This window comes from Citrobacter sp. Cu233, assembly GCF_030332225.1.
Classification (GTDB): Bacteria; Pseudomonadota; Gammaproteobacteria; order Enterobacterales; family Enterobacteriaceae; genus Citrobacter.
The window spans coordinates 238,474-260,980 of sequence record NZ_JAOWIF010000035.1 but is presented as its reverse complement, the minus strand read 5'-3'; the positions used below and the strand labels follow the sequence as shown (position 1 = coordinate 260,980).

21 protein-coding genes and 1 pseudogene are annotated in these 22,507 nt (G+C 53.5%); 13 read left to right on the top strand and 9 right to left on the bottom strand.

Going from position 1 to position 22,507, the window contains the following annotated elements:
* The first annotated feature begins 114 nt into the window (after positions 1-114).
* From OGX95_RS14775 to cysE, 5 genes are all read left to right on the top strand, one after another.
* Positions 115-546, top strand: coding sequence for a rhodanese-like domain-containing protein (locus OGX95_RS14775; protein ID WP_286629981.1), 432 nt, complete (start codon positions 115-117; stop codon positions 544-546).
* Between the two features lie 147 nt (positions 547-693).
* Entirely contained in the window at positions 694-945 is a 252-nt protein-coding gene (gene grxC, locus OGX95_RS14770) for a glutaredoxin 3 (protein WP_286629980.1), read from the top strand.
* A 46-nt stretch (positions 946-991) separates the two neighbouring features.
* Entirely contained in the window at positions 992-1,459 is a 468-nt protein-coding gene (gene secB, locus OGX95_RS14765; protein ID WP_003024155.1) for a protein-export chaperone SecB, read from the top strand.
* Positions 1,459-2,478, top strand: coding sequence for an NAD(P)H-dependent glycerol-3-phosphate dehydrogenase (gpsA, locus tag OGX95_RS14760; protein WP_286629979.1), 1,020 nt, complete (start codon positions 1,459-1,461; stop codon positions 2,476-2,478). The genes secB and gpsA overlap by 1 nt, the downstream gene beginning before the upstream one ends.
* Positions 2,479-2,556: 78 nt before the next feature.
* A complete protein-coding gene (gene cysE, locus OGX95_RS14755) occupies positions 2,557-3,378 on the top strand; it encodes a serine O-acetyltransferase (RefSeq protein ID WP_003024160.1) in 822 nt (273 codons plus the stop codon).
* Positions 3,379-3,559: 181 nt separating this feature from the next.
* On the opposite strand, the gene trmL is transcribed toward cysE, so the two are convergent.
* From trmL to OGX95_RS14725, 6 genes are all read right to left on the bottom strand, one after another.
* Positions 3,560-4,033 carry a tRNA (uridine(34)/cytosine(34)/5-carboxymethylaminomethyluridine(34)-2'-O)-methyltransferase TrmL gene (gene trmL, locus OGX95_RS14750; RefSeq protein WP_286629978.1) on the bottom strand — a complete coding sequence of 158 codons (474 nt, stop codon included), beginning with the start codon at positions 4,031-4,033 and terminating at the stop codon, positions 3,560-3,562.
* Between the two features lie 46 nt (positions 4,034-4,079).
* On the bottom strand, positions 4,080-5,420 hold the full coding sequence (locus tag OGX95_RS14745) for an MFS transporter (protein WP_286629977.1): 1,341 nt from the start codon (positions 5,418-5,420) through the stop codon (positions 4,080-4,082).
* A gap of 197 nt (positions 5,421-5,617) precedes the next feature.
* A complete protein-coding gene (gene lldD / locus OGX95_RS14740) occupies positions 5,618-6,808 on the bottom strand; it encodes an FMN-dependent L-lactate dehydrogenase LldD (RefSeq protein ID WP_286629976.1) in 1,191 nt (396 codons plus the stop codon).
* A complete protein-coding gene (lldR, locus tag OGX95_RS14735; RefSeq protein ID WP_286629975.1) occupies positions 6,805-7,581 on the bottom strand; it encodes a transcriptional regulator LldR in 777 nt (258 codons plus the stop codon). The genes lldD and lldR overlap by 4 nt, the downstream gene beginning before the upstream one ends.
* Complete coding sequence (gene lldP / locus OGX95_RS14730; protein ID WP_137382086.1) at positions 7,578-9,233, bottom strand: L-lactate permease; 1,656 nt, start codon at positions 9,231-9,233, stop codon at positions 7,578-7,580. The genes lldR and lldP overlap by 4 nt, the downstream gene beginning before the upstream one ends.
* 262 nt (positions 9,234-9,495) lie before the next feature.
* Positions 9,496-9,858, bottom strand: coding sequence for a YibL family ribosome-associated protein (locus tag OGX95_RS14725; protein WP_271440359.1), 363 nt, complete (start codon positions 9,856-9,858; stop codon positions 9,496-9,498).
* A 292-nt stretch (positions 9,859-10,150) separates the two neighbouring features.
* Between OGX95_RS14725 and OGX95_RS14720 the strand changes: the two genes are divergently transcribed.
* Positions 10,151-10,357, top strand: a complete 207-nt coding sequence (locus OGX95_RS14720; RefSeq protein ID WP_271440360.1) for a hypothetical protein — start codon at positions 10,151-10,153, stop codon at positions 10,355-10,357.
* Between the two features lie 11 nt (positions 10,358-10,368).
* Here OGX95_RS14720 and mtlR read toward each other — a convergent pair whose 3' ends face one another.
* The 3 genes from mtlR to mtlA all read right to left on the bottom strand — a co-directional run bounded on the left by mtlR (position 10,369) and on the right by mtlA (position 14,156).
* The gene (gene mtlR, locus OGX95_RS14715; protein WP_286629974.1) at positions 10,369-10,959 is read right to left on the bottom strand and encodes a mannitol operon repressor MtlR; all 591 of its coding nucleotides are present in this window, start codon (positions 10,957-10,959) and stop codon (positions 10,369-10,371) included.
* Positions 10,956-12,104 (bottom strand): mannitol-1-phosphate 5-dehydrogenase, encoded by a 1,149-nt coding sequence (gene mtlD, locus OGX95_RS14710; protein ID WP_286629973.1) that lies wholly within the window; start codon positions 12,102-12,104, stop codon positions 10,956-10,958. The genes mtlR and mtlD overlap by 4 nt, the downstream gene beginning before the upstream one ends.
* Positions 12,105-12,242: 138 nt before the next feature.
* Positions 12,243-14,156 carry a PTS mannitol transporter subunit IICBA gene (mtlA, locus tag OGX95_RS14705; RefSeq protein WP_286629972.1) on the bottom strand — a complete coding sequence of 638 codons (1,914 nt, stop codon included), beginning with the start codon at positions 14,154-14,156 and terminating at the stop codon, positions 12,243-12,245.
* A 533-nt stretch (positions 14,157-14,689) separates the two neighbouring features.
* Here mtlA and OGX95_RS14700 point away from each other — a divergent pair.
* The 7 genes and pseudogenes from OGX95_RS14700 (at position 14,690) to aldB (ending at position 22,410) form a co-directional block, all read left to right on the top strand.
* Entirely contained in the window at positions 14,690-15,052 is a 363-nt protein-coding gene (locus tag OGX95_RS14700; RefSeq protein ID WP_286629971.1) for a DUF3302 domain-containing protein, read from the top strand.
* A gap of 2 nt (positions 15,053-15,054) precedes the next feature.
* Positions 15,055-16,191, top strand: a complete 1,137-nt coding sequence (locus tag OGX95_RS14695; RefSeq protein WP_286629970.1) for an HlyD family secretion protein — start codon at positions 15,055-15,057, stop codon at positions 16,189-16,191.
* Positions 16,192-16,289: 98 nt separating this feature from the next.
* Entirely contained in the window at positions 16,290-16,898 is a 609-nt protein-coding gene (locus OGX95_RS14690; protein WP_271454727.1) for a glutathione S-transferase, read from the top strand.
* Between the two features lie 98 nt (positions 16,899-16,996).
* Positions 16,997-18,388 (top strand): L-seryl-tRNA(Sec) selenium transferase, encoded by a 1,392-nt coding sequence (gene selA, locus OGX95_RS14685; RefSeq protein WP_286629969.1) that lies wholly within the window; start codon positions 16,997-16,999, stop codon positions 18,386-18,388.
* Positions 18,385-20,229 carry a selenocysteine-specific translation elongation factor gene (selB, locus tag OGX95_RS14680; protein WP_286629968.1) on the top strand — a complete coding sequence of 615 codons (1,845 nt, stop codon included), beginning with the start codon at positions 18,385-18,387 and terminating at the stop codon, positions 20,227-20,229. Before selA ends, selB begins: the two co-directional genes overlap by 4 nt.
* A gap of 373 nt (positions 20,230-20,602) precedes the next feature.
* Positions 20,603-20,779, top strand: a pseudogene (locus OGX95_RS14675) (L-threonine dehydrogenase); the annotation flags it as partial.
* Positions 20,780-20,871: 92 nt separating this feature from the next.
* The gene (gene aldB / locus OGX95_RS14670) at positions 20,872-22,410 is read left to right on the top strand and encodes an aldehyde dehydrogenase AldB (protein ID WP_286629967.1); all 1,539 of its coding nucleotides are present in this window, start codon (positions 20,872-20,874) and stop codon (positions 22,408-22,410) included.
* Positions 22,411-22,507 lie beyond the last annotated feature (97 nt).

The following is a 22,507-nucleotide window of genomic DNA, read 5'->3' as shown; positions in this document are numbered from 1 at the left end:
GTAGCGCCCCGCAAAAATGCAATCCAATGCATGCTCTGGCTGTATTTGCGCCAACGCGCAGGTATACTCCTTTCCTGGTTTTTTTAATCACTGAGTCGGGAGTTGTTACCCCCCATGCAAGAAATCATGCAATTTGTTAGCCGCCACCCTGTCTTGAGTATCGCCTGGATTGCGTTACTGGCGGCGGTATTGTTTACCACGTTTAAAAGCCTGACCTCAAAAGTGAAGGTGATTACACGCGGCGAAGCGACACGTCTAATCAATAAAGAAGATGCGGTGATTGTGGATTTACGCCAGCGCGACGACTTCCGCAAAGGTCATATCGCAGGCTCCACGAACCTGCTGCCGAGCGAAATCAAAGCCAACAATTTTGGCGAGCTGGAAAAACACAAAAGTAAGCCTGTTATTGTGGTTGATGGCTCCGGTATGCAATGCCAGGAATCTGCAACTGTGCTGATTAAAGCCGGTTTCGAGCAGGTCTCTGTACTGAAAGATGGCGTAGCAGGCTGGAGTGGTGAAAACCTGCCACTGGTGCGCGGCAAGTAATTTACCCGTCGTTTTTCATGTTGCGTGGGTGTTGGCTGCTATTATTCATCCCAATCACTTACTGATGTAAGCTCCTGGGATTCATAATGTTGCCAGCCTGGCTGCAACATGAAACCCATAGGGTAAAAAAAAGACTGGAGAAAAGTTATGGCCAACATCGAGATCTACACCAAAGCAACCTGTCCGTTTTGCCATCGCGCAAAAGCACTGTTGAACAGCAAGGGTGTGAGTTTCCAGGAACTCCCGATTGACGGTGATGCCGTGAAGCGCGAAGAGATGATCAAGCGCAGTGGCCGTACAACGGTTCCGCAGATTTTTATTAATGCACAGCACATTGGTGGTTGTGACGACTTGTATGCGTTGGATGCGCGTGGTGGACTGGATCCCCTGCTGCGTTAAGGCGTACCGAAGTATTTAAAGGACAACACTAAAGGGTTTTCTAAACATGTCAGAACAAAATAACACTGAAATGGCTTTCCAGATCCAACGTATTTATACCAAGGATGTGTCTTTCGAAGCGCCAAATGCACCGCATGTTTTCCAGAAAGATTGGCAGCCAGAGGTTAAACTGGATCTTGATACCGCATCTACCCAACTGGCAGATGATGTGTATGAAGTGGTACTGCGTGTCACCGTAACGGCTTCTCTGGGCGAAGAAACTGCATTCCTGTGCGAAGTTCAGCAGGGCGGTATTTTCTCCATCAGTGGTATTGAAGGGACTCAGATGGCGCATTGTCTGGGTGCATACTGCCCGAACATTCTGTTCCCGTATGCCCGCGAATGCATCACCAGCCTGGTTTCACGCGGTACGTTCCCGCAACTGAACCTTGCGCCGGTCAACTTTGATGCGCTGTTCATGAACTATTTACAGCAGCAGGCTGGCGAAGGTACTGAAGAACATCAGGATGCCTGATGAACCAAAGTAATGCTTCAATGACTGTGATTGGTGCCGGCTCGTACGGCACCGCTCTTGCCATTACCCTGGCAAGAAACGGCCACCAGGTTGTCCTGTGGGGCCACGATCCAAAACATATCGCGACCCTTGAGCACGATCGCTGCAACGTTGCGTTCCTACCTGATGTGCCATTTCCCGAAACGCTGCGCCTGGAAAGTGATTTAGCCACTGCGCTGGCCGCCAGCCGTAATATTCTGGTGGTGGTGCCGAGCCATGTCTTTGGCGAAGTGCTGCGTAACATCAAACCGCTGATGCGTGCTGATGCGCGTCTGGTTTGGGCGACAAAAGGACTGGAAGCAGAAACGGGACGTCTGTTACAGGATGTCGCGCGTGAAGCGCTGGGGGATGAAATTCCGCTGGCCGTTATCTCCGGTCCAACATTTGCTAAAGAACTGGCGGCAGGCATGCCTACGGCGATTTCGCTGGCCTCAACGGACGATACCTTTGCTGATGACCTTCAGCAGTTACTGCACTGCGGCAAAAGCTTCCGCGTCTACAGCAACCCGGATTTTATTGGTGTGCAGCTTGGTGGCGCGGTGAAAAACGTGATTGCGATTGGCGCAGGGATGTCTGACGGTATCGGCTTTGGTGCAAACGCACGCACGGCATTGATCACCCGAGGGCTTACCGAAATGTCGCGGCTTGGTGCGGCACTGGGCGCTGATCCTGCCACCTTTATGGGGATGGCAGGTTTAGGCGATCTGGTGCTGACCTGTACCGACAACCAGTCGCGTAACCGTCGTTTTGGCATGATGCTCGGTCAGGGTATGGATGTGCAGGGCGCGCAGGACAAGATTGGTCAGGTAGTTGAAGGCTACCGTAATACAAAAGAAGTTCGTGAATTGGCGCACCGTTTTGGTGTCGAAATGCCAATAACCGAGGAAATTTATCAAGTATTGTATTGCGGAAAAAACGCGCGCGAGGCAGCATTGACGTTATTAGGTCGTGCACGCAAGGACGAGCTGAGTCGCCACTAGCTGCAAGGAAACTGTTGAATATAACGACCCGACCCGCGAAGAACGGGTCGGTCGTTTTGCTACCTTCTGGAGTACGCAATGCCGTGTGAAGAACTGGATATTGTCTGGAAAAATATTAAAGCGGAAGCCCGGGCACTGGCGGAATGTGAGCCAATGCTGGCCAGTTTTTACCACGCAACCCTGCTCAAGCATGAAAACCTCGGCAGTGCGCTGAGCTATATGCTGGCGAACAAACTTGCTTCTCCGATCATGCCCGCCATTGCGATTCGCGAAGTTGTGGAAGAGGCTTATGCGGCCGATCCTGAAATGATTGCCTCGGCGGCCTGTGATATCCAGGCTGTGCGCACGCGTGACCCGGCAGTCGATAAATATTCCACCCCACTTCTGTACCTGAAAGGCTTCCATGCGCTGCAGGCCTACCGCATCGGCCACTGGCTATGGCATCAGGGGCGCCAGGCATTGGCGATCTTCCTGCAAAATCAGGTCTCTGTTACCTTCCAGGTGGACATCCATCCGGCGGCAAAAATTGGTCGCGGTATTATGCTCGACCACGCTACAGGCATTGTCGTGGGTGAAACTGCGGTAATTGAAAACGACGTATCTATTCTGCAATCCGTCACGCTTGGCGGGACCGGTAAAGCAGGCGGCGACCGTCATCCGAAAATTCGTGAAGGCGTGATGATTGGCGCTGGCGCGAAAATCCTTGGCAATATCGAGGTTGGACGCGGGGCGAAGATTGGCGCAGGCTCTGTTGTGTTGCAACCTGTACCGCCGCACACCACCGCCGCAGGCGTTCCGGCACGGATTGTCGGCAAGCCTGACAGTGATAAACCGTCCATGGATATGGATCAGCATTTCAACGGGATACATCATACTTTTGAGTATGGTGACGGCATCTGATTTCGAGCTATCTTACTTGCCATATTGAACCAGGACTGTGCTCATCATCCTCACGTACTGCGTGTACGCGCAGGTAGACAAGCGCAGTCCGTGTCCAATCTGGCTGCGCCAATAACGCCCGAAATGAATTTCATCAAATTAATGTAGGTCGGATAAGGCATCAGCCGCCATCCGACTAAAATCAACTACGTAATACCGCGCCAGGATACCCCAACTGGCGCCAGGCCTCATACACCACCACCGACACTGCATTTGACAGGTTCATGCTGCGGCTGTCCGGCATCATCGGAATACGAATTTTTTGTCCGGCAGGCAAGGCATCAAGAATGCTGGCTGGAAGACCGCGTGTTTCCGGGCCAAACATCAGGTAATCCCCATCCTGATAGCTTACCGCACTGTGTGCAGGCGTACCTTTGGTCGTCAGGGCGAACAGACGCTGTGGATTTTCTGCGGCAACAAAAGCGGTGTAATCAGGGTGGCGTAGCACGGCGGTAAATTCGTGGTAATCCAGCCCCGCGCGACGCAGCCGCTTGTCATCCCAGGTAAAGCCCATTGGCTCAATGATATGCAGACGAAAACCGGTATTGGCGCAAAGGCGAATGATATTACCGGTGTTTGGCGGGATTTCTGGTTCAAATAATACGATGTTAAGCATACTGCCCCCTTAATAGCGGGGGGCAGAATAGCAGAAATGAGGGGGACTATGCGACGGTCAGAGACTGCGGTTTATAGCGTTGCAGCTTATAAATCGTCGCGGCAGCGGCGACCAGCGCTGGAAGGCTGAGGAACATCAAGATGCTGTCGGCCTGCCATTGCAGGGAGAGCAGTTGGGCGCTCATCATGGTGCCGGCCACGCCACCAAAGCGGCCCACGCCCTGCATCCAGGCAATGCCGGTTGCGCGGCAATGCGTGGGATAGAACGTGGCAGCCAGCGTCTGTAGCCCGGACTGCGCGCCGTTCATGGTAATTCCCATCAGGAAGATCAGTGCGCCGAACAGAACGATGTGGTTATGCTCAAAGCCGAGTGCGAGGGCAAACAGCATCGTCAGCATAAAGCCAAGTGAAACCACTTTGTGTGCTTCCCAGCGATCCATCAACCAGCCGGCCAGCAGGATCCCTGCCGTGCCGCCGAAGGTGAATAGCGATGTCAGCCAGGCGGACTCTGCCAGCGGGTAGCCCATTCCCAGCATCAGCGTTGGCATCCAACTGAGCAATACGTAATAGATTACCAGCCCCATAAAGTAGGTCATCCACAGCATCAGCGTGCCCGGTAACCAGGGCATACTGAATAGCTGCGCTACGCTGCCTTTTTTGACCGCCACCCGATCTTCTTCCAGGTAAAACTGGGTGACCTGCGCCAGGCTCCCCGACATAAAGCGTTGGGCAATGCGTTTGATGTGTGCGATTTCTTTGCCACGGTGAACCAAATACTTCACCGATTCTGGCAGAAACAGTACCAATAACACGGTGAGTGCCAGCGGGGCGATTGCGCCAGCCAGCAGCACGCTGTGCCAGCCGTAACTGGGGATGAGCCAGGAGGAGATAACTCCGCCACCTGCAGCACCAAGAGGGAAGCCGCAGTACATGGTGTTAATGGCCATTGAACGGCAGCGTTTAGGGGCAAATTCTGAGACCAGTGTGATGGCGTTTGGCATTGCTGCACCGAGTCCAAGGCCGGTGAGGAACCGCCAGAACGTTAACATATTTAGCGTCTCTGCATACGCTGTACCCAGACTGGCGAGTCCAAAAAACAGGCAGGAAAAGACCAGTACGCGCTTACGTCCCATACGATCGGAAATTGGCCCGGCCAGCAGTGCGCCAAATGAGAGTCCCAATAGCGCGGCACTCAATACAGGTCCAAGATCTTGTTTCTTGATACCCCAGTCGGCAGAGAGCGTGGGGGCAATGTAGCCCATTGCCGCCGTATCGAAGCCGTCAATGGCTAAAACCAGAAAGCCCAGGACAATAATGACCCAGTGAAACCGTGAAAAACGACTGTCATCTATCGCCTGCTGGATATTCACTTTGCCGGAATAAACCATGTCACCCTCGCCCGTTATGATGGTAGATATACGTGAGAATTATTCTTGTATTAGCGTGTATATACATTTGGCAGGCGAATAAAAAGTTGTCAAATATATTGGTTGTAAATGTTAAGCAATCGTTACTTTTGCATAAAAAATGGTCGGGCTGAAAAACAGGCCGACCATTAAGAGAAGGGGGGTGTATGAGGGTGTGATTATGCAGCATCACCACGAGCAAGCGGAGGCAGTGCGGTGGGCAGGGTGTTGCCCAGTTCCTGAACCAGCGAGTCACGGCTGATTTCGCTAATGGATTTCGCGCCAGTCAGCGTCATTGCCACTTTCATCTCTTTTTCGATCAGGTTCAGCAAATTCGCCACACCAGCCTGTCCGTGTGTCGCCAGCGCGTACAGGTAAGCGCGACCCAACAGAACGGTATCGGCACCCAGCGCAATCATGCGCACCACGTCCAGACCGTTACGAATGCCGCTGTCTGCCAGAATCGCGATATCGCCTTTCACCGCATCGGCAATGGCGGGCAGCGCACGAGCAGAAGACAGTACACCATCCAACTGGCGACCACCGTGGTTAGAAACAACAATGCCATCTGCGCCAAACCTTACGGCGTCACGGGCATCTTCCGGATCGAGGATCCCTTTGATCACCATCGGACCATCCCAGAATTCGCGGATCCACTCGAGGTCATTCCAGGAAATAGACGGATCGAAGTTATTTGCCAGCCAGCCGATGTAATCCTCAAGACCGGTAGGTTTTCCAAGATAAGTCGAAATATTGCCTAAATCATGCGGACGACCGTTCAGACCAACGTCCCATGCCCACTGTGGATGGGTGAGCGCTTGCCAGTAACGGCGCAGCGCCGCATTCGGGCCGCTCATACCGGAATGGGCATCACGGTAGCGGGCGCCAGGCGTGGGCATATCGACAGTAAAGACCAGTGTGGAGCAGCCTGCCGCTTTGGCGCGCTCCAGTGCATTACGCATAAATCCGCGATCGCGAAGGACGTACAGCTGGAACCACATTGGGCGTTTGATGGTCGGGGCGACTTCTTCAATCGGGCAGACGGAAACCGTAGAAAGCGTAAATGGAATACCTTTGGCGTCGGCGGCGGCGGCGGCCTGAACTTCACCCCTACGCGCATACATGCCACACAAACCGACCGGGGCTAATGCCACCGGCATCGACAATTTTTCGTTGAACAGGGTGGTTTCCAGACTAAGGTCGGACATGTTCTTCAGCACGCGCTGACGAAGTGCCACCTCCGATAAGTCTTCCACGTTGCGGCGCAGGGTGTGCTCAGCATATGCGCCGCCATCAATGTAGTGGAACAAGAAGGGGGGCAGAATGCGTTGGGCTGCTGCGCGATAATCGCTGGCTGCTGAAATAATCATGTGTTGTTCTCCCTGCTAATCTCAATAGGGTCACCGGGCAGGCGGGTGATACGCGCCTGGCGGGCCTGGTCTTCATCAAATCGTTTAATCGTGGTGTGGACGAAACTAAGGTGCGCCATCATGGCCTTCCGTGCGCCGTCGGCATCCCCGGCAACGATGGCATCCAGTACGGCCTGATGTTGCTCCGTCAACTGTGAAAAGACGGGCGGTACCAGATACATACGTTGGCGGCTCTGTTTTACCGAAGACTGCAGGACGTCGAAGAAACCGCGCATAGTTTGTAACAGCACCACGTTGTGCGACGCTTCGGCAATAGCGAGGTGAAAGCGCACGTCTGCCTGCGAGGCGAGATCGGGGTCTTCGCTTTGCGTGGCGTCGAAACAGAGCCGGATTTTCTCTTTGTCGGCGGCAGTGGCACGCATGGCGGCATGCCAGGCGGTGCTGGCTTCGATGGCGTGACGGGCTTCCAGAATATCGAAACTGTAATCGGGATCGTCTGCCATCAGCGTTTTCAGGGGCTGAACGATGTTTTGTTCAGACCAGGCCTCATGCTGCCAGCGGACAAACGTCCCACCGCCGCGGCGGCTGATCAACACGCCTTCGCTCACCAGCTTGGCTAACGCCTCACGCAGCGAGTTGCGTGATACGCCGAGCTGTACGGCCAGTTGGCGCTCAGCGGGCAACTTCATGCCCGCCTCCAGCTGTTGTTCTTCAATCAGCGCCCGCACACGAGATGCAACGTCGTCTGACAGGCGTCTGGGCATCACAATCATGGAATCATCCAGGTTAAGACATAGGCCTGCAGTGTGGTGATCACACCCACCATGCAGGTGAAAATCAGGCTGTGTTTGACGGTGAAGCGGAACAGATCAGATTCTTTGCCAACCAGTCCCACTGCCGCACAGGCGATGGCGATAGACTGCGGAGAGATCATCTTGCCGGTTACGCCGCCAGTGGTATTTGCCGCTACCATCAGTACGTCAGAAACACCGATTTGCTGCGCTGCCGTTGCCTGTAGCGCCGCGAACAAGGCGTTTGACGAGGTATCAGAGCCCGTCAGGAATACCCCCAGCCAGCCGAGGAACGGTGAGAAGAAAGTGAACGCGCTGCCCGTGTGAGCCAGTGCTAACGCCAGCGTTGAAGACAGCCCGGAGTAGTTAGAGATAAATGCAAATGCCAGTACCATCCCGATGGAGTAGATCGGCAGCGCCAGATCTTTCAGCGTGCTGCCAAAGGTCTGCAGAGCGGCAGAAGGTTTCATCTTCAGCCAAACGATAGACAGCAGGGCGGCAAACAGGATGGCGGTGCCGGTCGCTGAGAACCAGTCAAATTTGTACACTGCGGCATAAGCTGTGGCCTCGTGTACTACCGGTGGCATACGAGCAACCAGCTTATCGAGGAACGGAACCGGAATGTTGACGACCCAGTGGTACATCGCGCCGCCAGGTGCAAACAGCGCTTTAAACGGCGGTACGCTCCACAGTGTGACGGTGGCGGTCAGGAACAGGAATGGGGACCAGGCGCGGATGATTTGCCCGGCGGTGTAGCGGGTGCGCGACAGGTCCATATCGACCTGCGAAGCCCCCATATCGCCAAAACGGAAGATGCGTACTGGCTGCCAGCGCTTCAGGAACAGCGTCAGACACACCAGGGAAACCAGAGAAGAGATAATGTCCGGCAGTTCTGGCCCTATAAAGTTAGAGCTGAGGTACTGCGCTATAGCGAATGAACCGCCAGCGACCATCACCGCAGGCCAGGTCTCTTTCACGCCACGCCAGCCATCCATAATCGCCATGATCCAGAACAGGACGATAATCGTCAGGAATGGCAGTTGGCGGCCAACCATCTGACCAATTTCAAAGCTGTCCAGCCCGGTGACCTGACCGGCAACCAGAATAGGAATTCCCATCGCGCCAAACGCTACCGGCGCGGTGTTTACGATCAGGCACAAGCCTGCTGCATACAGTGGGTTAAAACCAAGACCAACCAGCAGTGCGGCGGTTATCGCCACCGGTGCGCCAAAGCCCGCGGCCCCTTCGAGGAATGCCCCAAAGGAGAAACCGACAATCAGCATTTGCAAACGCTGGTCAGGGGTAATTGAGAGAATGGATGAGCGAATGATGTCGAACTGCCCGGTTTTCACCGAGATTTTATAGACAAATACCGCTGCGATGATTATCCAGGCTATCGGCCACAGACCATAGAAGAAGCCGTATACCACGGAGGCCAGGGCGTGATCGACCGGCATCTTATAGAACAACAGGGCAACCGACAGGGCAATCACGACCGTCCATGAAGCCGCAACATAGCCTTTCAGCTTGAGCTTAATCAGCGCGAAGAAAAAGAACAGGATAGGTAGCGATGCTATCAGGCTGGAAAGCCAAATATTGCCAGCCGGGTCGTAGTTTTGTTGCCAGAGATTCATTGCAGGTCTCCTGAGGGCCTTCAACATAATGGAATGAGTCTTTGCTCATCTCTTTGTCACACTATGTGTAAAAGTGGCCCTGCCAATATTGTTGTGTAGGGATAATGACAACGAATGGTTAACCAGATGTTATTTATTGGCAACGGTATTGTAGGCTAATTTTAACGAAATGTGAGGGGGTATTCGGAACTGGTGATAATTGGTAGGGCCAATTGGCGAGGGAAGTACAGGGCCGGGCAAGCGGAACCTGCCCGGCAGGCGATTAGAACTCGCTCTTCGCGAAGCCCGTCATCTCTTTCAGGCCCATTTCACGGCCCAGTTCGGTCATCGGGTGGACAACAATCAGGCCGCGCACGCTTTTCTTCAGCTTACCCATGTCTGCTTGTTCTTTTTTGGTGATGGCGCGGCGGAAGGGGAGTTTAGAGAGCTTTTGTGCTTCTTTGCTCAGCTTCTTACCATGCACTTCACGCAGGCGCGCAATCTCTGCTTCCAGCGTTTCTTTCTCTTTTTCCAGCTCGGCATATTTGTCGGCGGCTTCAACCAGCGAGAGGTCAGCCTGCTGGTGGCGGATAGCGTCCAGACGATCGCTGAGACGTTTAATTTCGTTTTTTTCGACTTCTTTCATAGGATAGCTTCTGATAAAAATAGGATGAATATCCTATAGTATGCGCGCAGAGCGAGATTATTCACAACTAATCGAAGATAAATAATCAAATACCGCAAGTATTACTCCGCTAATGATAATACTAGTGCTTTGATTAATATGGAATTTTAAGCGATAAGATCAGCGATGGTGCTTTTCATTTGCGGGTTCATAGTGAAGCACGTTTTCCTCAATATAATCGCCCACCTGATCCTAAACTTAAATCATCGACCGCGTAGGCCGTACGCGGAGAATACATGGAGGATTGGTCATCATGGCGAAAATAGGTGAGAACGTCTCTATTCTTATTGATAAAACTATCGATTTTATGGCTTCAAGCCAGGCTTTCCGCGAGTATTTGAATAAAACACCGCCGCGAAACGTTGTCCCTTCTGAAGTGCCACAAGAGAATGCCGAGCTGTACCTGCAGCGCCTGGCCTACTATCGACAGCTATACCGGCCACAGCAGGAAGGGAAGTAAAGCGCTCCGCTTTATTTTTGAAAGGCTTTTTTTAAGCTGATTTTAGAAATCAGCTCGGTCAGGGAAAGCACCATCGTGGAGCGTACCATTTGCTGGTAGCGCTGGATTTGCATGGCGTATAAACCCGAGTCTGAGGTATCAAACTGTGGCGGCGGCGGGAGCGCCGTCACGCAGTGCAGCTCACCAAATGGCCCAAGAATTTCGTCATCGGTGAACGCATATTCGTTGCCGTCGTGATTTAACTCTTCACGCAGTGCCATCAACAGTTCCGCATCCTCATACTCCGGACGACTGAGTACACCCAGGCCGTAGATCAGCTTCAGACGCACTGAAAGATCGCCCAGTGGACCATCGCCGTCGAGTAACGGTTCTACGGCATATTTCACCGCATAGTCGTCTTTGCGAAATACCTGAAGCACCAGGATATTCACCGCCTCGGTGAGTAATTCTACGGCGGTGATGAGGAAGCTGCGTACGGTTTTGCCAGCATTCAGACGCTCAAGCACACGATTTTCAAAGGCCTGTGTTTGTTCCATTATTGCCTGCATATCTGACAATCTGTCATGTCGGCGCAGGATGACCTGCGCCGTATTCTGTATCATTTGGTTGCGTTATATGCGTTAACCGCCTCCGCAACCACATCACTATTGGCATCCAGTCCGGACACTTGCGCCAGCGCGGCCTGTGGGCCTTTTTCGTCAATCAGTGCAGCCAGTTCCTGCGCCTGCGGATCTTCTGCACTGCGGTAATGCATCGCAGCGGCGATACCCTGAACCAGATTAACGTGCGGCAGACCATACTCCAGCGTGCCCAGCAGTGGTTTAATCAGACGGTCGCCTGCGCTCAGTTTACGCAGCGGCTGACGGCCCACGCGCTCAACGTCATCTTTCAGGTACGGGTTTTCAAAACGACCGAGGATTTTCTGAATGTATGCCGCATGTTTTGCTGCATCAAAGCCATAGCGTTTGATCAGTACCGCGCCGCTCTCTTCCATTGCACCTTTTACCACTGCGCGGATTTTCTCGTCGAGAATCGCGTCACGGATGGTCTGATGGCCGGTCAATTTTCCGAGGTACGCGGTTATAGCATGCCCGGTGTTCAGCGTGAAGAGTTTACGTTCGACAAATGCCATCAGGTTATCAGTTAATTCCATTCCTGGGATCGTTGGCAACACGCCTTTGAACTGCGTTTTGTCGACAATCCACTCGCTGAAGGTTTCCACGGTCACTTCCAGAGGATCATGGGTTGCAGAAGCTGAAGGGGGAACGATGCGGTCGACGGCGGAATCGACAAAACCAACATGCTCTTCAACCCAGACTTTGTCTTCATCTGCCAGCGCGTTCATAACATGGTCTTTCAGCTGTGTGGTTCCGCGCACCATGTTCTCACAGGCGATGATATTCAGCGGAGTCGCGATGCCCTGCGCCTTGCGTTTAACCAGCCCTTTGGCGATGGCCGGTGCGATGCGCTCAAGCACGACTGGACCGACGGCGGTGGTGACTAAATCTACGTGGGCAATCAGTTCAATGACATCATCGCCGATGCTGCTCACGGCATTGACGCCGGACACGGTATCAACCTGCTCGTTTTCACCGACTACATGAACCTGATAGCTATGACGGGCATTCAGGGCATCGAGCACGACCTGATTTACATCCGCGAACGTCAGTTGTATCCCCGCGTCCGCCAGCAGTTTGCCGATAAAGCCACGACCGATATTACCTGCGCCAAAATGTAATGCTTTCATAGTATTAACCTTCATTAATGTTTTTACCCAAGAGGGCTGGGGTGAGGGACTGCATAGATTTCCCCTCACCCAAACCCTCTCCCTTGCGGGAGAGGAAACCGTAGGCCCGATTAGCGTAGCGCCATCGGGCAACGGGGTTTACTTACGACCCGCCAGCAGCTCCAGAACTTCATCCACGCTGGTGGTTTTTGTCAGACGCTCAATCACCGATTCATCATCCAGGGCGTTGGTCAGGCTGGTGATGACCTGGATATGCTCGTTGTTACGTGCGGCGATACCAATGACCAGACGGGCAATGTCGTCTTCTTCTTCACCGAAGCGTACACCTTCCGGGTACTGGCAGAACACGACACCCGTTTTCAGCACGCGGTCTTTCGCTTCCACCGTACCGTGTGGCACCGCAATGGACTCACCCAGGTAGGTTGGGGTCAGTTTTTCGCGGTCCAGCATGGCTTCGACGTATTCTGGCTCAACATAGCCGCCTTTCACCAGTTGCTCACCGGCAAAGCGAATCGCTTCTTCTTTGTTGGCGGCTTTACGGCCCAGGAAGATATTCTCTGCACCCAGTTTGAACAGGTTGTTATCACCCTCATCAAAGCTGTCTTTCAGGTGATCGCGTACTTTTTCTTCGTTAACGTTGTGGCGCTGTGCAGCGACCAGACGCTCAGTCAGGTTGGTGTAAAGACCGCTGTCGAGGAAGTTGGTTAGCGAAATGTGCTGAGCCTGAGGAACCTGGCGCATCGCACGTTCGGTCAGGTCACGGTGGGTAATGACCAGATCCACATCCGGCGGCAGATTGTTGATTGCGCTGTTGGTAACGGAAATCTGCGACAGACCGGCATCCTGCACTTTCTTACGCAGTACGCCCGCACCCATGGCGCTGGAACCCATACCGGCATCGCAGGCAACGATGATTTTACGCACGTGGCTCAGGTCGTTGGTGACATCGCCAGCAGACAGCGGAGATGCGCCTTTGGATTCTGCTTTCATGTCGTTCATACGACGGGTTGCGGCTTCAATGTCGTCTTCTTCTTTCACTTTGCTGGTTTTCAGCAGAATCGCCGAGACCACAAAGGAGACCGCCATTGCCGCACAAATTGCCGCGATGTTGGCGAAGTAAGCACCCTTAGGCGTCATTGCCAGTACGGCCAGAATAGACCCCGGAGAGGCCGGAGACACCAGGCCGCCGTTGAGGATAGTCAGCGTAAATACGCCAGTCATACCGCCGAGGATAACGGCCAGGATCAGACGCGGGTTCATCAGCACGTATGGGAAGTAAATTTCGTGAATACCACCCAGGAAGTGGATGATAGCCGCACCGCCTGCAGACTGTTTAGCGCTACCGCGACCGAAGAACATGTACGCCAGCAGAACCCCCATACCCGGGCCTGGGTTTGCTTCAATCAGGAAGAAGATGGATTTACCCATCTCATGGGACTGCTGAATGCCCAGCGGTGAGAAAATACCGTGGTTGATGGCGTTGTTGAGGAACAGGATTTTCGCCGGTTCAACGAAGATAGACGCCAGCGGCAGCATGTCGTGGACAACCATGAAGTTAACGCCGGCCGCCAGAATTTTGGACAGGGCTTCAACCAATGGGCCAATACCGAGGAAGGCCAGAATGGCGAGGATCATCCCGATGATGCCGGCGGAGAAGTTATTCACCAGCATCTCAAAGCCGGATTTGATCTTACCGTCTACCCAGCGGTCAAAGTGTTTGATAGCCCAGCCGCCCAGAGGACCGGCGATCATTGCACCGAGGAACATCGGCATATCCGCACCGACGATCACGCCCATGGTGGTGATAGCGCCGACGACACCGCCGCGATCGCCGCCAACCAGCTTACCACCGGTATAACCGATCAACAGCGGCAGCAGATAGGTGATCATCGGGCCGACCAGCTTCGCCAGCGTTTCGTTCGGCAACCACCCTGTCGGAATGAATAATGCGGTGATAATACCCCACGCGATAAACGCGCCGATATTCGGCATCACCATGTTGCTGAGGAATCGACCAAAGCTTTGCACCTTGATCTTAATATCGGATGACATAAAAACACCCCTTCTTATGTTTGCTATCGCGCAGGCTGAAAGCCCGAGGTTTGTTAATGTAGCGGCAGGAGGTAGCCGGACCCTGTAGATACTGCGAAATCTGGCACTGAATCGTTCAACTGTCCAGTCGACGACTTTTAATGTGATCAGTATCACGTAAATATAGGGTTCACGGTATTACTTAATGTGATTTTGATCACAAATTACCGGTATAAAAAAACATCACCACCCGAGAATGGGCTGTAAAAGGCACTTAAATGTGAAGTTGTTCACGTTTTTGCTTTGACTGTTTGTTGGGTATTTGTGATCTACTTCGCAATAAATATTTGTCTGGATTTCTCCTGGTGTGATCTTGCGCGGATTCTGTTTCATCACCCATTTCTTGCCGCTACCTCGCGAGCCGTCAACCTGCAAATTTATACCCTGGTGGTATGGCGGAAATGACGAACTGCAATTATGTTCAAATTACCAGCCATGACTCCTTTCGGCTGCCTGCAATTGAAAGCTCTGATTAGCGTGAATACGAGGCGGGTATGTTTCTAAACTATTTCGCGTTAGGTGTGCTGATCTTCGTTTTTCTGGTTCTGTTTTACGGAATCATCGCCATCCATGATATTCCCTATAACATGGCTAAGAAGCGTAACCATCCCCATGCCGATGCCATCCATACGGCGGGTTGGGTGAGTCTTTTTACACTGCATGTTATCTGGCCGTTCCTGTGGATCTGGGCCACGCTCTATCAGCCAGAACGAGGCTGGGGGATGCAGTCACACATTACGCCGACCGGGAAGGAACCTGACCCTGAAATTGCCGCGCTGGCTACGCGTATCACCCAGTTGGAAAAAAGACTGGATGGGGAGAAAAAAGACGATAACTCCACCTTTCCGGAGATTTGATCATGGATTTGTTGATTGTCCTGACTTACGTGGCATTTGCCTGGGCCATCTTTAAAATATTCCGTATTCCGGTAAACCAATGGACGCTTGCCACCGCCGCGTTAGGTGGGGTGTTTATTGTGGCGGGACTCATCTTATTAATGAACTATAACCACCCGTATACCTTTACGGCGCAAAAGGCGGTTATTTCAATTCCTGTAACCCCGCAGGTCACGGGAATTGTGAGTGAGGTGACAGATAAAAATAATCAGCTGATTAATAAAGGCGAGGTGTTATTTAAACTCGATCCCGTGCGTTATCAGGCGCGAGTGGACCGACTGCAGGCCGACCTGGTGACCGCCACGCACAATATCGACAATCTGAAAGCCCAACTTTCTGAAGCCGTCGCTAATACCACCCGCGTTTCCGCTGAACGCGACCGCCTGTATAAAGATTATCAACGCTATTTGAAGGGTAGCCAGGCGAAGGTTAATCCATTTTCTGAAAGCGATATCGACAACGCCCGGCAGAACTATCTGGCACAGGATGCGCTGGTAAAAGGCTCTGTTGCCGAACAGACGCAGATTCAGAGTCAGTTAGACAGTATGGTCAACGGGGAGCAATCTCAGGTCGCGTCTCTGCGCGCTCAGCTCGCTGAAGCCAAATACAATCTTGAGCAGACTATCGTCCGTGCCCCCAGCAACGGCTATGTTACGCAGGTGCTTATTCGGCCCGGGACCTACGCCGCCGCGCTGCCTCTACGCCCGGTGATGGTGTTTATTCCTGAACAAAAACGGCAAATCGTGGCGCAATTCCGCCAGAACTCGCTGCTGCGTCTTAAACCGGGTGATGAAGCGGAAGTCGTCTTCAACGCGCTGCCAGGCCAGGTATTCCCCGGCAAGCTCACCAGCATTCTGCCGGTTGTGCCAGGCGGTTCTTATCAGGCTCAGGGAGCGTTGCAGTCCCTGACGGTGGTGCCAGGTACCGATGGCGTGCTGGCCACGATTGAGCTGGCTCCCAATGCTGATGTGGATGCACTACCGGACGGTATCTATGCCCAGGTGGCGGTCTATTCCGACCATTTCGCTCACGTGTCAGTGATGCGTAAAGTGCTGCTGCGTATGACCAGTTGGATGCATTATCTTTATTTGGATCATTGAGACCGTCATCACCTGCCATTTGTCGTGGCCTGAGCCATACTAAGCGGTGTCCAGACATTCGTTGGACACCGCTTTTTTGTTGGCAAAAAGGACACGGCATGAAACTCATTGGCAGCTATACCAGCCCTTTTGTGCGTAAAATTTCTATTCTGTTGCTGGAAAAGGGCATCACCTTCGAATTCGTTAATGAACTCCCCTATAACGCGGAAAACGGCGTGGCGCGATATAACCCGTTAGGCAAAGTGCCCGCGCTGGTCACTGATGAGGGAGAGTACTGGTTTGATTCACCGATCATTGCTGAATATATAGAGCTGTTGGATATTGCACCCGCTATGCTTCCGCGTGAGCCGCTGGCAGCGCTGAAAGTACGGCAACTGGAAGCACTGGCGGACGGTATTATGGATGCCGGGTTGGTGTCGGTACGTGAGCAGGCGCGCCCCGCTGCGCAGCAGTCAGAAACTGAATTGCTACGCCAGCGCGAAAAAATTACCCGCAGCCTGGATGTGCTGGAAGGTTATCTGGCGGACGGTACGCTGAAAACGGATACGGTTAATCTGGCAACGATTGCGATTGCCTGTGCTGTGGGCTATCTCAATTTTCGTCGGGTTGCACCTGGCTGGTGTGTTGACCGACCACGTCTGGTCAAACTGGTGGAAACACTCTTTCAACGAGAAAGCTTCGCCCGCACAGAACCGCCAAAGGCTTGATGCGTATTATGTCCGCCTGAGTAAAGTCACGGTACAATCCCCTGCATATCGATATCCCTCTCCACGGTGGAGGGGGCCACCAACAGCCAGGCCCTTTCATGACAACCGACATGCGTTCACTCTACAGCCAGCTTCCTGCTATCGATCGTTTACTGCGCGATAGCGCCTTCCAGGTTTTACGTGAGTCCCACGGTCATACCCGCGTGGTGGACCTGCTGCGTCATATGCTCGATGAAGCCAGAGAGGCGATTCGCGACACGCAGGCGCTTCCAGCATGGGGGGAAGACTGGGCGCAAGAGGCTAGCGCCCGGCTAGAGCGAGAATCACAAAGTGCACTGCGTCCGGTTATTAATCTGACGGGGACTGTGCTGCATACCAATCTTGGGCGTGCATCACAAGCTGAGGAGGCGATTGCTGCGGTGGTGCAGGCGATGCGTACGCCGGTGACGCTGGAATACAGCCTGACTGATGCCGGGCGTGGACATCGCGACCGGGCGCTGGCGGATTTACTCTGCCGCCTGACCGGCGCGGAGGATGCCTGTATCGTCAATAATAATGCTGCTGCGGTTCTGCTGATGCTGGCGGCCACCGCGGCGGGCAAAGACGTGGTGGTATCACGCGGCGAGCTGGTCGAAATTGGCGGCGCGTTTCGTATTCCCGACGTGATGTCTCAGGCTGGATGTATCCTGCGCGAGGTTGGCACCACCAACCGTACCCATGCCAGTGATTATCGCCAGGCGGTTAATGAAAATACGGGCCTGCTGATGAAGGTACATACCAGTAATTACAGCATTGAAGGCTTTACGAAAGCGGTGGATGAAACTGAGTTGGCCGCTATTGGTCAGGAGCTGGATGTGCCGGTAGTGGCGGATCTGGGTAGCGGCTCGCTGGTCGATCTCAGTCAGTATGGTTTGCCGCAGGAGCCGATGCCGCAGCAGCTCATTGCCGCCGGTGTGAGCCTGGTGAGTTTCTCTGGTGACAAGCTGTTGGGCGGGCCGCAGGCTGGCATTATTGTGGGTAAAAAAGAGATGATCGCCCGCTTACAACGACACCCACTGAAACGTGCATTACGGGCTGATAAAATGACGTTGGCAGCGCTGGAAGCCACGCTGCGGCTCTATCTGCACCCAGAAGCGCTGGCGGAGAAATTGCCAACACTACGCCAGCTCACCCGCACGAAAGAGGCGATCCACGAGCAGGCACTACGATTACAAGCACAACTGACAGAACATTATGGTGCCGAGTTTGCGTTGAATGTCATGCCTTGCCTGTCGCAGATTGGCAGCGGCTCGTTACCGGTTGATAGGCTGCCGAGCGCGGCATTAACCTTTGCCCCGCATGACGGGCGTGGAAGCCGCCTCGAAGCGCTGGCCGCCCGCTGGCGTCTGCTGCCCGTGCCGGTCATTGGGCGAATTTATGATGGTCGCTTGTGGCTGGATCTGCGCTGCCTTGAAGACGAGACCCGGTTTATGGAGATGATGCTGAAATGATTATTGCAACCGCCGGACACGTTGACCACGGAAAAACAACGTTATTACAGGCGATTACCGGCGTGAATGCCGACCGACTGCCGGAAGAAAAAAAGCGCGGCATGACTATCGACCTCGGCTATGCCTACTGGCCGCAGCCGGATGGGCGGGTACTGGGATTTATCGATGTCCCTGGCCACGAAAAGTTTCTGTCCAACATGCTGGCGGGTGTCGGTGGTATCGACCACGCGCTGCTGGTGGTGGCCTGTGATGATGGCGTGATGGCGCAAACGCGTGAACACTTGCAAATCCTGCAACTGACAGGCAACCCACAGCTTACCGTGGCGCTGACCAAAGCCGATCGCGTCGATGAAGCACGCATTGACGAAGTACGTGCTGAAGTGCAAACCACGCTGGGTAACTATGGTTTTGCCGATGCGATACTGTTCGTGACGGCCGCCAGTGAAGGCCGTGGTATCGAAGCGCTGCGTGACCATTTGCTACAGTTGACGCCGCGTGAGCTGGCCCGCGATCACACCTTCCGCCTGGCCATTGACCGCGCTTTCACGGTAAAAGGCGCAGGTCTGGTCGTCACGGGAACGGCGCTCAGCGGAGAAGTGAACGTCGGGGATGCGTTGTGGCTGACCGGGGTTAACAAACCGATGCGCGTACGTAGCCTGCATGCGCAAAATCAGCCGACCGAACATGCTCACGCCGGACAGCGAATTGCGCTGAACATTGCCGGTGATGCGGAAAAAGAAGAGATTAACCGTGGTGACTGGTTGCTTGCTGATGCGCCGCCGGAGGCCTTTTCACGCGTCATTGTCTCTTTAGAACACTCGGCCCCCCTGATGCAGTGGCAGCCGCTACATATCCACCACGCAGCCAGCCATGTGACCGGTCGCATCTCATTGCTCGAAGGGACGCTGGCGGAACTGGTGTTTGATACACCGCTGTGGCTGGCTGATAACGACAGGCTGGTGCTGCGTGATATTTCTGCCCGTACGACGCTGGCAGGCGCACGTGTTGTGACACTGAATCCACCGCGTCGTGGGAAGCGTAAGCCGGAGTATTTACAGTGGCTGTCGGCGCTGGAAAGTGCACAGAATAATGGTGAAGCGCTGGCATTGCATTTGACGCGCGGCGCGGTGAACATTCCCGATTTCGCGTGGGCACGCCAGCTCAATGGTGACGGCATGCGTCCGTTGATTGAGCAACATGGATTTATTCGCGCCGGGTATAGTCTGTTGAATGCGCCCGTTGCTGCACGCTGGCAACGTAAGATTCTGGATACGCTGGCGACCTACCATGAGCAACATCGTGATGAGCCAGGGCCTGGACGTGAACGCCTGCGTCGTATGGCCCTGCCGATGGAAGATGAAGCGCTGGTCCTGCTGCTGATTGAAAAGATGCGCGATAGCGGTGCTATTCATAGCCATCATGGCTGGTTACATTTGCCAGATCATAAGGCCGGTTTCAGCGATGAGCAGCGGGCTATCTGGCAAAAAGTAGAACCTCTGTTTGGTGATGAGCCGTGGTGGGTGCGAGATCTGGCGAAAACCACGGCTACGGACGAGCAGGCGATGCGTCTGGCGCTACGGCAGGCGGCGCAGCAAGGCATTATTACGGCGATCGTCAAAGATCGCTACTACCGTAACGATCGGATTGTGGCCTTTGCGAATCTGATCCGCGAACTGGATCAGGAAAGAGGGTCGACCTGCGCTGCCGATTTTCGCGACAGACTCAATGTCGGACGCAAACTGGCTATCCAGATTCTGGAATATTTTGACCGTATCGGCTTTACTCGTCGTCGGGGAAATGATCATTTATTACGCGATGCATTATTGTTCCCTGAAAAGTAACGAAATAATTAATTCGGGAATAAGATGAATTAATACAAAATAAACATTGATTTAAATAAGCACATTAGGTTACGAACACTAATGTGCTTTTTAATTTCTGATGCTATTAAAATAACAACCACGATCATATTTTGTTGGGATTATCACTCGTATGCTTCCTGGCTCTTTTGAGTAATTAAGGATCGTACAATGGCAGAATATGGATTTCGTCGTACGTTAATTGCCACGGATGCCATGCTGGCGAAACTCGGTATGGCGAGTGAAATTCAAAAAGCGCTGCAGGAACGGCATCTGAAATGACCCGTTTTGGCATCATTACCGACGAAGTACGCCACATCAAAATGGCGATTGTGGATAAGCATGTTACGCCGCGGCAATCCGCAAACTGGCCCAGAAAGTGAAAATTCCGGCAGGTTTGCGTGAGCTGAACGTTAAGGAAGAAGACTTTGCTGTGCTGGCGACCAATGCCCTGAAAGATGCCTGTGGCTTTACTAACCCGATCCAGGCGACCCATGAGGACATCATGGCGATCTACCGCGCAGCAATGTAATTCGTGATATCTGTCGTAAAGCCGTAAAAGGCTGGCGAATAATTCGCCAGTCCCGTCTACCTTTGTAATACCCCTACAGCAAGGAGACGGTCATGACCAATAACCCCCCTTCAACGCGTATTTATCCCGGCGAGTATGGTTACCCCCTGAAGTTAAAGGCGCGATACGATAACTTTATCGGCGGCGACTGGGTCGCACCGGTGGACGGTGAGTATTACCAGAATCTGACGCCAGTCACCGGGCAATTACTGTGCGAAGTGGCCTCTTCCGGCAAAAAGGATATCGACCTGGCACTGGATGCTGCGCATAAAGTTAAAGAGCAGTGGGCACATACCTCGGTGCAGGACAGGGCGGCGATTCTGTTCAAAATTGCCGACCGTATGGAGCAAAACCTGGAGCTGTTGGCCACCGCAGAAACCTGGGATAACGGCAAACCGATTCGCGAAACCAGCGCCGCTGACGTGCCGCTGGCCATTGACCATTTCCGCTACTTCGCTTCCTGTATTCGCGCACAGGAAGGGGGAATCAGTGAAGTTGATAGCGACACTGTGGCGTATCACTTCCACGAACCTCTTGGCGTGGTAGGGCAAATTATTCCGTGGAACTTCCCACTGCTGATGGCGAGTTGGAAGATGGCGCCTGCGCTGGCGGCGGGGAACTGCGTAGTACTCAAACCTGCGCGTCTGACGCCGCTGTCGGTCCTGCTGCTGATGGAAGTCATCGGTGATTTGCTCCCGCCGGGCGTGGTGAACGTGGTCAACGGTGCGGGTGGGGAAATCGGGGAGTATCTGGCAACGTCAAAACGCATTGCGAAAGTGGCGTTTACCGGTTCGACGGAAGTCGGGCAGCAGATCATGCAGTACGCAACGCAAAACATCATCCCGGTCACGCTGGAACTGGGCGGTAAGTCGCCAAATATCTTCTTTGCTGATGTGATGGATGAAGAAGATGCGTTCTTCGACAAGGCGCTGGAAGGCTTCGCGTTATTTGCATTTAACCAGGGTGAGGTATGTACCTGCCCAAGCCGCGCACTGGTACAGGAATCTATTTACGAACGTTTCATGGAAAGAGCGATTCGTCGCGTAGAGAGTATCCGCAGCGGCAACCCGCTAGACAGCATCACACAAATGGGGGCGCAGGTTTCCCATGGTCAACTGGAAACCATTCTGAATTACATCGATATTGGTAAGAAAGAAGGGGCGGATGTTCTGACCGGTGGACGGCGTAAGCAGCTGGAGGGTGAGCTAAAAGAAGGCTACTACCTCGAACCTACCATTCTGTTCGGTAAGAACAACATGCGTGTTTTTCAGGAGGAGATCTTTGGCCCGGTACTGGCGGTCACTACCTTTAAAACCATGGATGAGGCGCTGGAAATCGCCAATGACACGCAATATGGGCTAGGCGCCGGCGTCTGGAGTCGCAACGGTAATTTAGCATACAAGATGGGACGCGGTATTCAGGCAGGCCGTGTCTGGACCAACTGTTACCACGCTTACCCGGCCCATGCCGCGTTCGGCGGCTATAAGCAGTCGGGCATCGGGCGCGAGACACACAAAATGATGCTCGAGCATTATCAGCAAACCAAGTGCCTGTTGGTGAGCTACTCGGATAAACCGCTGGGACTGTTTTAATCTCATGTCATATCATTGCCCGGTATCGCATAGCGAGCCGGGCCTTCCGCATTTCTGCAGGTATATATAAACTCATATATCGTTATATAAATAAGAC

What these genes read in the sequence shown, in the direction of transcription:
- OGX95_RS14775 (WP_286629981.1), top strand. Translation starts at nt 115, where the DNA reads ATGCAAGAAATCATGCAATTTGTTAGCCGCCACCCTGTCTTGAGTATC.
- grxC (WP_286629980.1), top strand. Translation starts at nt 694, where the DNA reads ATGGCCAACATCGAGATCTACACCAAAGCAACCTGTCCGTTTTGCCAT.
- secB (WP_003024155.1), top strand. Translation starts at nt 992, where the DNA reads ATGTCAGAACAAAATAACACTGAAATGGCTTTCCAGATCCAACGTATT.
- gpsA (WP_286629979.1), top strand. Translation starts at nt 1,459, where the DNA reads ATGAACCAAAGTAATGCTTCAATGACTGTGATTGGTGCCGGCTCGTAC.
- cysE (WP_003024160.1), top strand. Translation starts at nt 2,557, where the DNA reads ATGCCGTGTGAAGAACTGGATATTGTCTGGAAAAATATTAAAGCGGAA.
- trmL (WP_286629978.1), bottom strand. Translation starts at nt 4,033, where the DNA reads ATGCTTAACATCGTATTATTTGAACCAGAAATCCCGCCAAACACCGGT.
- OGX95_RS14745 (WP_286629977.1), bottom strand. Translation starts at nt 5,420, where the DNA reads ATGGTTTATTCCGGCAAAGTGAATATCCAGCAGGCGATAGATGACAGT.
- lldD (WP_286629976.1), bottom strand. Translation starts at nt 6,808, where the DNA reads ATGATTATTTCAGCAGCCAGCGATTATCGCGCAGCAGCCCAACGCATT.
- lldR (WP_286629975.1), bottom strand. Translation starts at nt 7,581, where the DNA reads ATGATTGTGATGCCCAGACGCCTGTCAGACGACGTTGCATCTCGTGTG.
- lldP (WP_137382086.1), bottom strand. Translation starts at nt 9,233, where the DNA reads ATGAATCTCTGGCAACAAAACTACGACCCGGCTGGCAATATTTGGCTT.
- OGX95_RS14725 (WP_271440359.1), bottom strand. Translation starts at nt 9,858, where the DNA reads ATGAAAGAAGTCGAAAAAAACGAAATTAAACGTCTCAGCGATCGTCTG.
- OGX95_RS14720 (WP_271440360.1), top strand. Translation starts at nt 10,151, where the DNA reads ATGGCGAAAATAGGTGAGAACGTCTCTATTCTTATTGATAAAACTATC.
- mtlR (WP_286629974.1), bottom strand. Translation starts at nt 10,959, where the DNA reads ATGATACAGAATACGGCGCAGGTCATCCTGCGCCGACATGACAGATTG.
- mtlD (WP_286629973.1), bottom strand. Translation starts at nt 12,104, where the DNA reads ATGAAAGCATTACATTTTGGCGCAGGTAATATCGGTCGTGGCTTTATC.
- mtlA (WP_286629972.1), bottom strand. Translation starts at nt 14,156, where the DNA reads ATGTCATCCGATATTAAGATCAAGGTGCAAAGCTTTGGTCGATTCCTC.
- OGX95_RS14700 (WP_286629971.1), top strand. Translation starts at nt 14,690, where the DNA reads ATGTTTCTAAACTATTTCGCGTTAGGTGTGCTGATCTTCGTTTTTCTG.
- OGX95_RS14695 (WP_286629970.1), top strand. Translation starts at nt 15,055, where the DNA reads ATGGATTTGTTGATTGTCCTGACTTACGTGGCATTTGCCTGGGCCATC.
- OGX95_RS14690 (WP_271454727.1), top strand. Translation starts at nt 16,290, where the DNA reads ATGAAACTCATTGGCAGCTATACCAGCCCTTTTGTGCGTAAAATTTCT.
- selA (WP_286629969.1), top strand. Translation starts at nt 16,997, where the DNA reads ATGACAACCGACATGCGTTCACTCTACAGCCAGCTTCCTGCTATCGAT.
- selB (WP_286629968.1), top strand. Translation starts at nt 18,385, where the DNA reads ATGATTATTGCAACCGCCGGACACGTTGACCACGGAAAAACAACGTTA.
- aldB (WP_286629967.1), top strand. Translation starts at nt 20,872, where the DNA reads ATGACCAATAACCCCCCTTCAACGCGTATTTATCCCGGCGAGTATGGT.